12 protein-coding genes are annotated in these 15,514 nt (G+C 42.8%); 3 read left to right on the forward strand and 9 right to left on the reverse strand.

Translation table 11 applies throughout. The features are described from left to right. Nucleotides 1–41: 41 nt before the first annotated feature. The 9 genes from WAE59_RS02930 to WAE59_RS02970 all read right to left on the reverse strand — a co-directional run bounded on the left by WAE59_RS02930 (nucleotide 42) and on the right by WAE59_RS02970 (nucleotide 12,223). Complete coding sequence (locus WAE59_RS02930; protein WP_337854434.1) at nucleotides 42–626, reverse strand: RNA polymerase sigma factor; 585 nt, start codon at nucleotides 624–626, stop codon at nucleotides 42–44. Nucleotides 627–743: 117 nt separating this feature from the next. Then, nucleotides 744–932, reverse strand: a complete 189-nt coding sequence (locus WAE59_RS02935) for a hypothetical protein (protein ID WP_337854435.1) — start codon at nucleotides 930–932, stop codon at nucleotides 744–746. Next, nucleotides 925–1,188 carry a hypothetical protein gene (locus WAE59_RS02940; protein WP_337854436.1) on the reverse strand — a complete coding sequence of 88 codons (264 nt, stop codon included), beginning with the start codon at nucleotides 1,186–1,188 and terminating at the stop codon, nucleotides 925–927. Before WAE59_RS02940 ends, WAE59_RS02935 begins: the two co-directional genes overlap by 8 nt. A gap of 295 nt (nucleotides 1,189–1,483) precedes the next feature. Continuing rightward, nucleotides 1,484–2,611: a hypothetical protein gene (locus WAE59_RS02945; RefSeq protein WP_337854437.1), complete on the reverse strand. Its 1,128-nt coding sequence runs from the start codon at nucleotides 2,609–2,611 to the stop codon at nucleotides 1,484–1,486. A gap of 133 nt (nucleotides 2,612–2,744) precedes the next feature. Then, the gene (locus WAE59_RS02950; protein WP_337854438.1) at nucleotides 2,745–5,231 is read right to left on the reverse strand and encodes a metallophosphoesterase; all 2,487 of its coding nucleotides are present in this window, start codon (nucleotides 5,229–5,231) and stop codon (nucleotides 2,745–2,747) included. 89 nt (nucleotides 5,232–5,320) lie between these two features. Beyond that, nucleotides 5,321–6,748, reverse strand: coding sequence for a RagB/SusD family nutrient uptake outer membrane protein (locus WAE59_RS02955; protein WP_337854439.1), 1,428 nt, complete (start codon nucleotides 6,746–6,748; stop codon nucleotides 5,321–5,323). Nucleotides 6,749–6,759: 11 nt separating this feature from the next. Continuing rightward, nucleotides 6,760–10,131 (reverse strand): SusC/RagA family TonB-linked outer membrane protein, encoded by a 3,372-nt coding sequence (locus WAE59_RS02960; protein ID WP_337854440.1) that lies wholly within the window; start codon nucleotides 10,129–10,131, stop codon nucleotides 6,760–6,762. A 273-nt stretch (nucleotides 10,132–10,404) separates the two neighbouring features. Then, nucleotides 10,405–11,619, reverse strand: coding sequence for a FecR family protein (locus WAE59_RS02965; protein WP_337854441.1), 1,215 nt, complete (start codon nucleotides 11,617–11,619; stop codon nucleotides 10,405–10,407). Between the two features lie 403 nt (nucleotides 11,620–12,022). Then, on the reverse strand, nucleotides 12,023–12,223 hold the full coding sequence (locus WAE59_RS02970) for a hypothetical protein (RefSeq protein WP_337854442.1): 201 nt from the start codon (nucleotides 12,221–12,223) through the stop codon (nucleotides 12,023–12,025). Between the two features lie 118 nt (nucleotides 12,224–12,341). Here WAE59_RS02970 and WAE59_RS02975 point away from each other — a divergent pair, with 118 nt between their 5' ends. From WAE59_RS02975 to WAE59_RS02985, 3 genes are all read left to right on the forward strand, one after another. Then, nucleotides 12,342–13,499 carry a zinc-dependent alcohol dehydrogenase gene (locus WAE59_RS02975; RefSeq protein WP_337854443.1) on the forward strand — a complete coding sequence of 386 codons (1,158 nt, stop codon included), beginning with the start codon at nucleotides 12,342–12,344 and terminating at the stop codon, nucleotides 13,497–13,499. 91 nt (nucleotides 13,500–13,590) lie between these two features. Beyond that, entirely contained in the window at nucleotides 13,591–14,184 is a 594-nt protein-coding gene (locus tag WAE59_RS02980; RefSeq protein WP_337854444.1) for an RNA polymerase sigma factor, read from the forward strand. 98 nt (nucleotides 14,185–14,282) lie between these two features. Next, nucleotides 14,283–15,365 (forward strand): FecR family protein, encoded by a 1,083-nt coding sequence (locus WAE59_RS02985; protein WP_337854445.1) that lies wholly within the window; start codon nucleotides 14,283–14,285, stop codon nucleotides 15,363–15,365. Nucleotides 15,366–15,514 lie beyond the last annotated feature (149 nt).

The raw sequence follows: 15,514 nt of genomic DNA on the forward strand, positions 1-15,514 counted from the left end.
GGCTAGTGGTACCGTTAAGAAATGATTGTTGTTTTGTTAACTTAGCGTAAAGCACAGAGGATGCCTGTTGCGACCAATAGATAATGTTCCCTGCTGAGCGTCAGGCGAAGTCTTTTCAGCGCGGAGCTGAGGTTGTTTTTTACCGTCTGTTCTGAAAGCGAAAGCGCATTTGCAATTTCCTTTACGGAAAGCGAGTTTTCCCTGCTCATGTAAAAGATCGTTTTCATGGTCGCCGGCATTTTGTTCACTTCCGCATAAAGCAGCTCGTTCAGCTCCTGTGCGATCAGCACATCTTCTGCGGGAAACTCATAAGGTTCAGCTTCCAATAGCAACAATTGTGCTCTCGCCACCTGCTTTTCTGCTTTGATCATCCAATCTATGGTCTCGTATTTGACCGCTTTAAAAAGGTAGGGATATACGCTCTCTTCAACGGCTATGCTAAATCTTTTGTTCCATAAGGATAGGAATACATCCTGAAGGATCTCCATCGCATCTTCCTCAGATTTGATCCTCCTGGTCACGTGCCTGGTCAAAACCGCGCTATATCGCTCTACCAAACATGAAAACGCCCTTTCGCTGTCCTCCCTCATAAGGGACAGCAGTTCTGGATCGGACAGTTTTTTCATAAAGCAAAACTACAAAATGCACTAGCCCTATAGTGTTAAGTTTATGTCAACCATTCGTTAACGACTGCCTATAGCTTCTTTAATTGCTTTTAGTCCGGGTCTTCCTGACCCGGACTCCTATATCAACTGCTCCATGATCAAGCCCGGATCCAATCCCGTAAACTTTGCAAAGTCCTGCACCGTAATCTGCTGATACCTTCCCTTGCCACAACTTTTCCTGACCTCATTGATCAGCCGCTGCGCTGCTGTAGCCGCTTTTCCGCTCAGCCGCTGCACGTCCTTATTACTCAGAAATAGTCTAGCCATGGCCTATTGGATTTACAGCACAGCCTGCCGTCAGCATCATTCCATTGATGGCTTTTCTAAATTCATAGGGCGTATTGCTCCAGTCAAAATTCGAATCTCCTGAATCCAAACTTTTACACAGCTCCCATGCACCCAGTCTTACCAGTTCGCCATCGTAGCGGCAGTTCAGTTTCCAGGTCTTCTTGCGTGTGGTTTCTAAAGTATACTTAAAATCCTGGTTGGCTCCGGCTTCTATTGCCCGGCAATTTTGTTCCATTTCCCCGAGGAAAGGGAGGTAGTTTTTAAAACTGTGAATTTTACATTTCCTGTTTTTTGTTTTTAAAGTCAAACTGGCAGTAGAACTTTCATAGATCTGAAAATTTAAAAATAAAGGCTCGGTCATAAAGACGAAACTGGTTAATATTTGGCATACAGGTTTTACTTGTCTGTATTCTGCAGAGGGATGACCTGTTAACCCAGGGAGAAAAAACTCACGCTGTGATCAGGAGCGTTGATTTCAAAACAAAAATAGCCCCTCAATGGAGCTATTCACAAGTGTAAACGGGTGTATGCTAATCAAAAAACACATTCAAGTCCTCATACATACGTTTTGCTGCATTTCTCAGCGGTTCCAGGAGTTCCGGCTCTTTCAGGTACAGCTTGGATTTAATGCTTCCGCCGGAAAGGTTCTCTCTATGCTTTGTCGAAAAATTGCAGGCTATTTTATTGCAAAATACATCCAGGCTCGGTTCCTCATAGATCCCATGGTCCAGTTGTAGTTTCTCCCAAAAAGCCAGCTGCTCTGCCTTCCATTTGAATACCAGCTTGTTCCTGTTCAGGGGAACTTTCTTGCCTTCTATCTCAAACTGTTCCACGTCAAAACGTTCTTTGAAAGTGATTTCCTCATTCAGCCAGTGGATCAGTTCTTCTCTTAAACCGCGCAGGTCGTCATAATAGGGGAGGTTGCTCAGCATGTGCAACTGGCCAATCTCTTTTTTTGCGCGGTTCAGCATGTATAAATGCTCTTCCATACCTACAAGTGCTTCAGCCCTCATTTTTAAAAAATCGCTGCAATAATTGACAAAGCGTACATGGTTGAAATCCATTTTGATCATCACTTTCATCACCAGGTATTCCGGGCCGGCTTTGGGATCAAAATTGACCAGTTTCAGTTCCTCCAGGGCAGCCAGGTATTTTTTCAACCAGGAAAAATGGAACCATTTAAAATTACGCCTGGAATGACCAAACTCTTCAATGGGCAATTTTACGATGTCTAAAAAAGACGGATCAAGATTTATTGCTTCCCAGGATAAGAGGATTTCCCCCAGTTTTGATTTGAATAGGTTAAACTGTATTGCACGAAAAGCTTTTGGAAGTGAGAGATCTGGTGCCAGGATTTCTGGTAGCGAATGTTTCAGCTTGCTGATCAATCGGAGTAGGGGAGCGCAGTATTCTTGCGCTTGAATAGGATCATGTTGGTAAAGCTGGTCTGCCATCATCACGAGTTGCCGCATGTGCAGGTTAAATGAGCTTGTTTTTTGCTTTTCGTTGGCTTCTTGTAGTATGTCGCTAATTAGAGACTTATGGCAGGCATAGCTGAGTTTTTCGAGAGTAGTTAGGAATTTAGTGTGGTCACTTTCGGTAATTCCGTATAGGATAGTTGCAACTGTCCTTTCTAAGAGGTTAAAATGATACTTCATGAGGTTTAGTTTAGATAAGCTTGAGATTGATTAATTTATTTTGCTGGTTTTGACAGAAATTTGAAATTTAATACGGAACAAACATGCGCAGGACCGGAGCGCTGCGCATGTTTTACTTAATTTTAGTTTGCTTTTACTTTTTGGTTTTTGTATTGTCTTCGGGATCTCTGAATAGTAGTTTCCGCTCGCCTTTGTCATTGACGCGATAGAAACACTTACCTTCGATCAATAATGCTTCGGATTTACCTTTGGCATGTGGAACATCTGTATTGATCACGCGAGTATTGTAGAGTACGCTGATGGTGTCTGCTACGATAGTGTGTCCAGTAATAATACGGTTAGCTCCGTATTTAGCCAAAATATCTTCGAGTTCTTGTTGACTCGGATGCCTTACCGTAACATTTAGTGTTGTATCTTTAGTACCAATATAGTGGGAATCCTCTCCATAATAATTCCTATACCATAACGGCCCCCACTTTTCATCAAAGATCATTTTCATATTCAGATCAGGGGAACTTGTAGCTTTTCCATTAGCATAATTACGCCTTGCTAAGTTATTGATTTCCTGAATAGGCAGGTTTACAGCAGATGCAAACTCTAATCCAATGCCGCCATGGACAATCAGCAAATCTCCTATTTTCTCTACGATATTCTTCGTTCTTAGCCAGCGACCCAACTCTGAATCCTCACCATAGATTTCACTTAGCTTTTTACCCATCTTTTCTGCGTTCGCCTTGTATTTTGGCTGATGATACCGATCATCCCCTTGCAGGTTCATGATCTCGTGATTGCCCAGCACAAAATGGACGTAACCTCCAGCAGTTATCGCTTTTTCCTCCAAAGCATACATCATCCAAAGGCATTCCGTAACCTGCTCACCACGATCAAACATATCACCAGCGAATACCAATCGACCCTTACCAAAAATCCAGTTATAGTCTTTATCAATCACTTTGTTTGCCTGAAGCAACTTAGCAAAGGCTTCAAAATTCCCTTCGATATCTGATAATACCAGAAGCTTTTCTGCTTCCGGATGCAGGGCTGGTTCATGGATGAGTTTGTTTTTCAGGATAACTTCAAACTGTTTATCCAACTCATGTGTATTTGTTTTAATAGACTTCAAAGCATTTTTTTCATATGATTCCTGTCCCATCTTTGATCCGTTGAAGGTATAAACAATGAGTTTATTATCTTCATTCATCATATATGGGCCATCCTTCATTTCCACCAGTTGCCTTTTTACGAAATCACGCATTCTTTTGTAGCCCTGTTCACTTCTAGGATCAAGCTTAGGCAAAACGCTGATAGCCCTGCCATAACCATCGAGTAACACTAAAGAAGGATAGCCTGTAACACCGTAATATTTCACCATCGGATGTTGGTCGCCAATACCTCCGGTGTATACATTGATACCCGATCCAGAAGTATATTTAGCCTGTCGAATGCTTTTCATCCACACCTCCCTGGATTTGTCTATGGAGAGATTCACAAATACGACATTGCTATCGCTTTTAAATTCCTTTTCCATTTTAAGCATAGCAGATGCCATTTGGATACACCCTTGACAGCCCGTAAACCAGTAATCGAAAATCACCAACTTTCCTTTAAAATCAGTTTTGGTAATCATTTTTGCTTTTGTGTCAATCAATTCGAAATCCGGCGCTGATCTCGCATTTCTTCGTTCTCTGACTTTAAGTACTTCTGATTTCATATATGCTTTCCATTCGGGAAAGGTCGACTCTGCATAATATACATCCAAAGCTACTTCAACTTCAGGCACAAGTCCTTCTTCCACAACCAACTCATCAAATAAAATTTCAAAAATCATCTTTTCCCTCGCAAGACCTTGATATACTTTTTTGGCTTCTTCAAGGTATAGAAGTTTTCTTTTGAGCTTCGTATTGAAATCTATATTTGTATCCTGAAAAATATATTTTCTATCTATGGGCCATCTGAGTGGTTTCCAGGTACCCGCAAGGTGCTGGGCTATGTAAGGAAAATATTTATCAACTAGTGGTTTGTATCTAGAATCAAATAATTCTAAAGAACGTTCCCTTGTTATACCTATGCTGCTGTAATGCCACCAGATCGTTGCAAATTTATCGGAGTAAGCATCTAAACTACTGTCTAAAGTTGTTGAGCGAATATAGTTATATGCAAACACTGACAGTTTGTTTCTGTAGCTATCTATCAGCGGTATCGTCAACATAATTTGATTTGTAAGGTATTCATGCCATTCTAAATAGTCAGCTTCCGATTTAGTGATATTCTTACTGATATTCGCTGGCTTTTTAAAACTAATCTTTATTTTTCTTACACTATCAATCAGTTCATACTTTGATGCACCCAAGCCCTTTGCTTTAACCCCTCCAGGAACCAATTCTAGTGATACTCTATCTCCTGGCTCTGCAAGAAAATGGCCAATATTTTTAATCTTAAGAGCCACGGGCTCTTTTACTGGTATTAAATAGCTGTTTTTTTTGCCACTCCTTACGGGCAGTAGAGTTTGCCACTCCACTGTTCCAACAAAGTTAATCTTATGGTATTGGACTTCTGGGATATCAGCATTGTTCAAATTATTTATTTCAATGATTATCTCTCGATGAGATTGCTGTGCCATTGAACATTTTGCAGCACAGTGAAAAAATAGTGCACATAATAAAAACGACCTTATAAGTTTCATTTGTGTATTTTGAAATCAGAAATCTGTTAATAGCTTTTGTTTTGAGGAATACCCATTAGATTCACATCTGGCAAAGGAATAGGAGCAATAGCTTTGTCACTAGGATACGGTAGATCTTTAGCAGAGCTTATCGGAGCATCGATCCTGTTGACTCCTTTTTTCCAACGCAAAAGATCATACAAGCGGAACCCTTCAAAACACAGTTCTGTTCTCCGTTCTTTCTGTATCAGTTCCAGCAGTCCCTGCCCAGTTTCGTTTACCACTGCCGAAGAAGGAGCAGCGCGCTGACGAAGCTGAGTAACATAATCTTTTGCAGTAGTTTCGTCACCGGTTCTGGCGGCGGCTTCTGCGATGATAAGGTACATCTCTGAAGATCGCACTACACATTGATAATAGGCTGCATCAACCCAAAAAGTTCCCTGAACGTCAGGTACTAAAGAAGGAAACTTTTTTATCTTGTATGCTCCGTTTGATCCGCTGATCCAGACCTTTCTTACATCGTCTGCTGTTTCTGTAAGTAGTTGCGCTATATCGTTTGTGGCATGAAATTGATCTAATACGCCTAAATGAAAACCTAGGAAAGTTGATCCATTAAATGCGCTTCGTGGATTAGGACTACACTGAAATAATACTTCGGTTTCTGACGGATCCTTTATAAAATGAAATAACTTTTCCGGGTATCCCTGAGCTATTCTCATCAATGGCCTTTCATTCACTACCTCTTTCGCATATGCGAGTGCCTTTGGAAAATCTTGCTTTTGCAGATAGAAACGTGCTAACAAAGCTTTAGCAGCCAAGCGATTTGGACGTTTTACGTCAGTGTTTTGAGCCGAAAATAATTCTATAGCTCTATTATAATCGGCAGCGATTTTCTCATAGACAACAGCAACCGTCTCTCGACGATATGGCTTCGATATGTCTGAATCAGTGATATAAGGAATTCCGGGGTGGGCCGCGTCAGCGGTATAGTTATATTGCTGTCCGAATATATTGACCAGTTTGAAGTGGACTAAGGCACGAAAAAAGTGGGCTTGTGCTAACAGATCATCCGCAAATTCAGGGTTTTCACTTTGGTATTGACCTATCTCTTCTATTACAAAATTACAGGATCGGATGATTTTATAGCCATTTTGCCATGCAGAATTAAAGGAGCTTTCGGAGATTTCGTCTGCTACTTGCTTCCATAAGTACTGTGGAATTAACCGCCCAGAGATTAGATCCGTGGGTTTAAGATTATCAGCAGTGATTTCAGGATAAGCAGACATATATCCGGTTTCCGCTAATATGGTATAATTCATACTGATACCATTCACGAATTCCGACATTGTTGCTAAGTTTTTTACATATTGCTGGCGGTAAAAAAAAGTATTGTCTTCTATATCCAGGAAATCTTTTTTACAAGCCCCCGTTAATAGGAAGAAAAACAACAGGTATTTAATTTGATTACGATTCATGACTAAGTAATTTAAAAATTGAGATTAAAACCAGCAGTGAACGAACGCTGAAGGGGATAGCTGCTACCTGCATAACCTGCTGCGTTGGAGGATTCCGGATCCTGTCCTTTATATTTGGTCCAGCTTTTAAGATTATGCCCTTGTACAAATAGCCTCACGCCACTTAGATGGTATTTCTTTAATAAATCAGATGCAAATTTGTAGGACAGTGACACATTTGAAAGACGAATGAAATCTCCATCATACAAATAGCGGGTAGACGACCCTATCCCGTCATCAGATATTCCACTAGCATCTCTGCTGAATAAAAGTCTCCTTGGATTTGCAGTTACATCACCAGATTTCTGCCAGCGGTCCAAAGCATTTCTATCCTGATTGACAAACGGATCTGAGCCATCATTCAAGAAGCGAGACCCCAGCTGATTGAATACTTTGAAACCATATTGGTAATATAGCATAGCAGAAAGTTCCCATGATCTGTAACTAAAAGTATTAGTCAATGCCCCAAAACCATCAGGCTGAGGTTTGCCCACGAATTCCCTGGCATTCCTTGCCACACTGTAGTCGCTCGTTGGGTTTCCATCCGGTCCTTTCCATTGCGGACGTCCATCATCAGGGTTTACACCTAACCAAACCGGCATATAAAAGGAATTGTAATTCTCGCCAGGCGCACTAGCGATCTGGGTACCTTGCACCTGTTCAAGCGGAAAAAATGAACTTGTCAGGGTATTTTTGTTCTTACTCCAGTTTGTATTCAGATTCCACCGGAAAGGTTGCAATCGCAGCAGGTCCCCAGATACAGACAACTCAACGCCCCTGTTCTTAATATCACCAATATTAGCTTGAATACTCGTAAATCCGGTACCCATTGGTAGGTTCACTGTCGAAATCAGATTGGATGTCTTTTTTGTATAAAAATCTGCTGTAATATTTATCCGTTCTTTAAGCAGGCGCAGTTCCAAACCCGCATCCCAACTGAAGGTCTTCTCCCAGCGAACATCAGGATTTGAAGGTAGCGTAGGCAAAAGTGCAGGCTGGCCGTTGTAGTTCGAAGAAAATAGAATATCATATCTGGTGGTGTTGGAAATTGCGCTGGAGTTTCCTGCAGAACCCATACTTCCACGTAATTTCAGGTAGTTAATACTGTTCTTTAAACTCTTCAAAAAGTTTTCCTCAGAAAGCACCCAACCTGCGCCCACTGACCAGTGGGTGCCAAACTTCCTGTTATCCCCAAAAAGTGAGGAACCATCTGTTCTGAGACTTCCTGTCAGATAATAGGTGTTGCGAAAATTATAATTGGCCTGTCCAAAATAAGACAGCAGACGTTGTTTAGTAGACGCACCTTTTATTTGGAACATTGTTGCAGCAGAGTTTAACTGATCACCAGTAGGATTTCTCGTCGTACCTAATTTTTCCGTTGTGATTCTGTCTGAAGAGATGAGCTGCGCTTCCTGACCAACAAGCAAATTGAAATTGTGCAAGCCCAATGACCGGTCATACCTCAGTACATTTGTAGTGATCAGGCTCGAAGTCCGGATATCGCCCCGCAGAATGCTGCCTTTATTAGCGCTTGTAACCGTAACATCATAGAATGTTGGGTGTTTGGTTTCCAGGTTCTCATTCAGCATAAAGTCAGCCCCAAGACTGGTACTGAGTGTGAGGTATCTTAAGAAGCGGGCCTCTGCATTCAGTGTTGTCAAGCCACGGTAAGCGGTATTCCTGTTGTTATTTAGCTGAGCACTAAGTGCAGGATTTGGAAAAGAACCTATACCTGCCGGATCAAGACTCTGGGCATACCCCATTCCCCAATAGTACAGAGGAATATAGTCGCCCTTCTGATCCCTAACGGCATTCAGAGGGGAAATCACTTGCAGCAAACTTTCTGATGCTCCGGAAGAATAGTCTTGTATACTGTAAGAAAGGGTTGTGTTCAACCCTAGCTTAAACCAGTCTGCTGGTCTGTTTTCATAATTCAAACGGATAGATTTCCGGTCATAGCCAGTCTCTTTCTGGATACCATTTTGATCGGTATATCCCAGATTTAAGTAAAAATTGCTTTTTTCATTCCCTCCTGAAATGGACAGTTCGTTAGAAAAAGTAGTTGCATTTTTATTGAACAATTCATTTTTCCAATCCGGTGTCGCATAAAACCGAATATTTCCAGCTTCATCTTTATAATTTGGAAATCTGATCGACAAGTCGTTTAGGATCGCTACATCAGTAATCCCAGCAACAGAATTCCGATAGCCTTCATAGAGCAGTTCTAAATACTCCTGCTGACTAAGAGGTTTAATAGAGCTGGCCAAGCGGTTAGAAAGATCTGTCTGGTGACGAAAATTGAAACCGGTTTTACCAGTTTTACCCTTTTTTGTTGTAACCAAGATCACACCATTACTAGCTCTGGATCCATAAAGTGCAATGGCTGAAGCGTCTTTGAGAACTGAAATACTCTCAATATCTGACGGATTCAGTTGAGCCATTGGATTATTATTAATCAAATTTGAATTTGTTGCCTGAGCATCATCTTGCTGTACCGGAATGCCGTCCATCACGATCAATGGATTTCTTATCGTAGAGAAGTTACCAGTAGCATCGAAAAGCGAACCACCCGTGGAAATACCTCTGAGTACAAAATTACCTAAACCGCTACCTGGCTGACCGCTACCTTGAGTCACCAAAAGCCCCGGAACGAACCCTTGCAAGCTTTTGTCAAAACTACGGTTTGGTAAATTCTCAATTTGCTCACCCTTAACCACCGTCACTGCACCAGTGATCGCCCGTTGTTCCTGCTTACCATAAGCTACAACCACCTCTTGCAGTTCATCCGATTTCTGTTCCATCAATACTGAAATCTCAGCCTTAGCTGAAACCTCTTTATCTGCATAGCCAACATAAGAAACCACGAGAACGGCCTTATCGTCAATCCCCGGCAGGTAAAATTTCCCGTCCTTGTCAGTTACAACAGATTGCTTAAAGCCTTTCACTTTCACCGTCGCACCAGGCAGCGGCAGGCCTTTCTCGTCATATACAACACCGTTAACATTAATAGGAGGAGTAAGGGCATCCACCATCTTGTCCAGAAAGGAAGGCACTTTTTCTGTGACGATGATTGCCTTCTTCTTAATTTCGTAACTGAGGTTTTGCTTGCTGAGCAATTCCTTGATGGCTTTTTCCAAAGGTGTTTTGTCAAAGTTTACACTGACCGGACCTTTGCTGTCCATCAGGTCAGATTCACACAAGACCGTGTAGCCCGTTTGCTTCCGGATTTGTGTAAAGACCTCTTTCAAGGTGATCTTGTTGTTCCTTAGGCTCAGTTGCTGCGCTACCGAAGCGGCGCTCACCTGGACCAGGAAAACCGTCATAATGACGATGGTAATTCTCATAATACGCCACATTTGTTCAGATGCGACATATGGAATATTGCATCTGAATAGATGAATAAATTTCATAATTTTACTGCTGTTTTGATTGATCTGCAGCTGCCTGACTCTCGTCGAAAATTGACAGTCAGCCGCGTTTTTTAAAAAACAATTCCGCTTAGGGATGATAGATCAGAACTTTCAACCAGGTCCCGGTTCCTGCCGGGATCTGGTTCTTTACCCACAGGGCAAAGGATGGTTGGTCAAAAAATACTGATGTTGCTGTGTCTGGTATACTTACTTCATCACCCTGATCCTCCTTCCTTCTACCTTAAAGTGTATATTCCTGGTTGATTGCATAATATCTAATACTCCGCTTACTTGCTCATAACGGGATACACTGCCCCAATAACGCTTGCTGCGGTCAACGCCGTCATCATAAACCACTTCTACATTGTACCAGCGCGCGATTCGCCTCATGATCTGCTCCAGGGGCTCGTCTTCAAATATAAACAAGCCCTCTTTCCAGGCAATTGCGTCTTCGGCACGCACTGCCTGCACTTTTATCCCATTCCTGCTCAGAACGGCCTGCTGTTCGGGTTTCAGCCGGCTGCGCCCGACACCCACTGAGCCAACATCCACACTACCTTCCAATAAAGTAGTCCTCACAGTTGCTTCATCTTCATAGGCGCTCACATTGAAGTGTGTACCAAGTACTTTTATCTCCTGTTCGGGGAAACGATCACCTTTTTTGGTTTTCACCACAAAAGCTTGTGATTTATTCTTGGATATTTCAAAGTAGGCTTCGCCCGCCAATTCTACAGTCCGGGATACTTTGCGACTGAAGCTTGAAGGGAATTTGAGGGTACTGGCTGCGTTAAGCCATACTTTGCTGCCATCCGGCAATATCACCATATAAGTTTGTCCTTTGGCTGTGGCAGCGGTGTATTTCGCGTCATTAGTGCGGGATCCTGAAACAAGTTCAGGATGACGGGCTATAGCGTCGTCCTGAGTATGCACGTCATCCTGGGGATGCACATCATCCTGAATATGCACGTCATCCTGAACTTGTTTCAGGATCTCTCCATCGCTATACTTCAATTCATCCCCTATGATCACGCCATTCTTAGTTCCATCCAGTGTAATCACCTCGCCTGTAGATAAGGTAAGCGTCGCACCGTTCTTCCCTGGAGCTATGTCATTCACCGCCACGTCATCCTGAACTTGTTTCAGGACCTCTCGCTCGCCTGTAAAAAACCAGATCCCAAATACAATCGCGGCTACCGCTGCGGCTATTGCCACAATCCTTGGCCACAGACTCCTGGTCTTTTCTTTTCCAAGGATCATTTTCAGACTTTCTTCCTGACGCTGCCACAGGTCTTCTGGAAAGTCCATTTCATTCCGCTGCCGCACATCCTGATTATACCAGCTTTCCAGCAAACCGCGCTCTTCTGCACTGGCATTGCCATTCTGGTATTTATCAATCAATGCCTTTATTCCGGTCTTTGTCATGTTTACTTTGCCATTTATAAATACATGACAACAGTAGGCGGGGTATAGAGTACAGGAAATAAAAATATTTTTTGGATTTGGTTTTTTTCCGCAAGAGCGGCTAGATTCACCGAAAGCATCACATATGTCATACTAGTTACTCATAAAAACACCGGCTTTCCTGTTGCAGGAACTCGCCAAGTCTGTCGTCGATAGCAAGGCCATTAAAGCGGAAGAACGGGAAAAGTTCCTTCTGGCTATGAAAATCAAATTGGCCAGAGAACTGGTATTTAGAAAAATGCCGGGAGATAAAAGATTGGTGTTAATGAGATTCTTAAAATTTTACGTAGATTTATCTGATAAAAATAATGATCTTATGTTCGATCAGGAAATCGAAAATTTAAAAAAAATAAAACCTGCAACGTTATTCCGCTTGGTCACCCTCGCTAAAATCCTCGGAAGAACTGCCGGTATGGCTTTCATCGTCACCTGGATTTTCAGGTTTTTTTTCCGGTGATCCTGTATAACCATCGTCGCTCAACGAGTCATAGCCCTGTGTGCCTGTATTGTCCAGTCCGTCTTTCGGACCTATCGGTGTAGATGGAGTGATGAGTTTCTTTGCCATAGCATGATTTATTGATATTTAAACAGCCCGAAAGCAAACTTGTTTGATAAATGATTGCTGAAACTTTTTATGTTTGAAGGTGTTGCTGAGGGACATCCAACCCATTAAAACAGCAATTATGAAAGCAGCAGTATTCCACAAACCCGGCGACATCAGTTACACAACTGTTGCAGATCCGCGCATTGAACTGGCAACAGACATCATTTTAAGAGTTACCTCGACCGCAATTTGCGGTTCCGACCTGCACATCCTAAGTGGTGCCGTGCCCCAAACTACAGATATGGTAATGGGGCATGAATTCATGGGGATTGTAGAAGAAGTTGGCGCAGAAGTCAAAAATCTGAAAAAGGGGGACAGGGTGATCGTGCCTTTTCCAATAGCCTGCGGATCTTGCTTTTTTTGCAACCATGGTGCCTCACCAAGCTGTGAGAATTCCAATTACAAACATTATGGCCCAAATGGCGATATGATGGATCAAAAAGGAGCGGCACTATTTGGCTATACAGATCTTTACGGAGGCTATTCCGGCGGACAGGCTGAATATGTCCGTGTGCCTTACGCAGATGTAAGCCCAAGGATCATTCCGGATAACATCACCGATGAACAGGCCTTGTTTCTTACGGATATCTTTCCGACTGGTTGGTCTGGCGTAGACTGGGCGCAGCTAAAAGGGGGGGAGGTAGTCGCGATCTTTGGATCGGGACCTGTAGGGTTAATGGCCCAAAAGGCGGCATGGCTGCATGGCGCGAGCCGGGTTATTGCCATCGATCCACTGGATTACCGTTTGGAAAAAGCAAAAGCAGTCAACAAAGTAGATACCCTGAACCCACATGAAGTGGATGTGGTAGAAGCCATCCGCGAAATGACGCAGGGCCGTGGAGCCGACGTCTGCATCGATGCAGTAGGATTTGAACCGGAACGCGGTTTTCTGGATAAAGTAAAAGCCACCATCAATTTTGAAAAAGGCAGTATGAAGGTATTGGATATGTGTTTCGAGGCCGTAAGAAGGAGCGGAACGGTTTCTATTCTCGGTGTATATGGCAGCCCATACGACAATTTTCCGCTGTTCCGGATCTTTGATAAAGGCCTGACCATTAAACAGGGACAAGCACCGGTCTTAAACCATATCGATACCCTAATTCAACTCGTTAAAGAGGAGAAAGTCGTACTGGATGACATCATTACCCACGTGATGCCCCTTAGCGAAGTTTCTCATGCTTACAAAATCTTTGATGAGAAAGAAGACGATTGTGTTAAAGTGGTATTGAAACCTTAAAAAACGAATGGTAAATTGGTAAAAGTTCTTTTCGATTATGTACTTTCGATATTACAACGCGAATGTGATATCATAATCTGTTCGCCAGGAAATGGATACCAGGAAACCAAATATCACTGCTGAATCAGAACTTTGGAACCGCTTTCGGGCAGGGGATAGGACGGCCTACACGCAGATTACTACTGCCTACATCAACCCCCTGTTCAACTACGGATACAGAATTTGCCCGGACAGAGATTTTGTCAAGGATTGTGTGCAGGAGGTGTTCATCGAGCTCTGGAACAGACGCTCGACAATTAACGAAACGCAGTCTGTTAAATGGTACCTGTTTAAAGCAGTAAGACTCAGGATTTTTCGTGAGCTCCCAAAATGGGGCAGAAATGAAAGCTTAAACGACGATTACCAATTTACCGTTGAATTCAATATTGAGAGCAGGCTCATAGCCGATCTGGAAGTTCAGGAACTTTCCTCTAAAGTGAAAGCTGTTTTAAATGGACTCCCTTCCAGGCAAAGGGAAATTATGTACCTCAGATTCTATGAGGAGCTGGATTTTGAACAGATTTCCGAGATCATGCAGATCAGCAGGCAATCTGTTCACAACCTGCTCCAAAAAGCTTACCACAACTTCAGAGGAGAGTGGAATACACTGCTTCTGTTGTTGTTGATGGGCGAGGCTAAATTTTAATTTACTGTCATTCAGGTTGATGTAAAATAATTCTGTTTTTGGAGGGTAATATAGCCGGGCATTCTGCATAGTTATATAAACCAAATATCAGCAGGCCAATGAACAGCTACGAGAAATACCAGGTGGAGGACTTTATTTACGATGATTTCTTCATCGCATGGGTACTTCACAAAAATCCGGAAAGTGAAACCTTCTGGAATCAATGGATTTTGCAGCATCCGGAAAAAAGAAAGACGATAACGGACGCAGCACAGCTCCTTTCTTCCATCAAGATCGATGATCCTGCTAAGCCCTTATCAGCAGCGGAAATTGCTTCAATGCTGACCTACGTACAGGATCAGACCAGCATGCCATCCTGCAAACAGGAAGCAAGTACGCTTAAGCTGTATCAAAGTACCTGGTTCCGTATCGCTGCATTGATTGTGTTGCTCACAGGCTTTGCCCTCCTTTTCTACAAAAGTCCTGCTGGCCATTCCAGTGATGGTTACCAGCAGATCACCGTTGAGCCTGATGTGTATGAAGCGGTCAACAATTCGACCATTTCAAAGATGGTCCGGCTTTCTGATGGAAGCTTAGCCCTGCTAAAGCCTGGTTCTAATCTGCGTTTCCCCAAAACATTCAGCAGCACAACGAGAACCGTCTACTTGACCGGCGAAGCCATCTTCGAGGTAGCACACAATAAGGAAAAGCCTTTTTTGGTGCATAGCAATGGAATGGTTACCAGGGTCTTGGGAACAAGTTTCACGGTAAGGGCTTTTAAACGCGACTCATTTTTTAAAGTAATTGTAAATACAGGAAAAGTGCAGGTATACGAGGAAAAACAGCAGAGGCTGGAGAAGCAGTCTGTTCTACTGTTGCCAAACGAGGAGCTTACTTTTCAGCCTGCAAGCACCTCTTTTGAGAAAAAGCGATTATCGACGCCAACGCTGCTCAGTAAAGATGTAAGCGAAAGGGAGTTTTCATTCTCTGACCGGCCCTTGTCTGAAATTATAACCAAACTGGAAATGGCTTACGGCGTCCGGATCCAGTATGACAAAGATCAGCTGGGCAGCACTGTGCTGAATGCTTCGTTATCGGATCTGCCGCTGGACGAAAAAGTAAAGCTGCTCTGCAAGGCCATCAATGCCAATTGCGACTTCAGCAATGGAAACATCATCATCGAAAAAGAAAAGATTCAATAAAACCAGGTATAAACTAAACTCAATTTCAACAATGATCAAAAGAAATACATAGCGCTCCAAAAAAAATGACCGGCAATATTCGCGTATGGCCGGCCATTAATTTAAGCCCTTTTAAATGATTCGCGCCATTTAACTCAGCCATAAAGGTT

It is taken from the genome of Pedobacter sp. GR22-6, assembly GCF_037402555.1.
Taxonomy (GTDB): domain Bacteria; phylum Bacteroidota; class Bacteroidia; order Sphingobacteriales; family Sphingobacteriaceae; genus Pedobacter.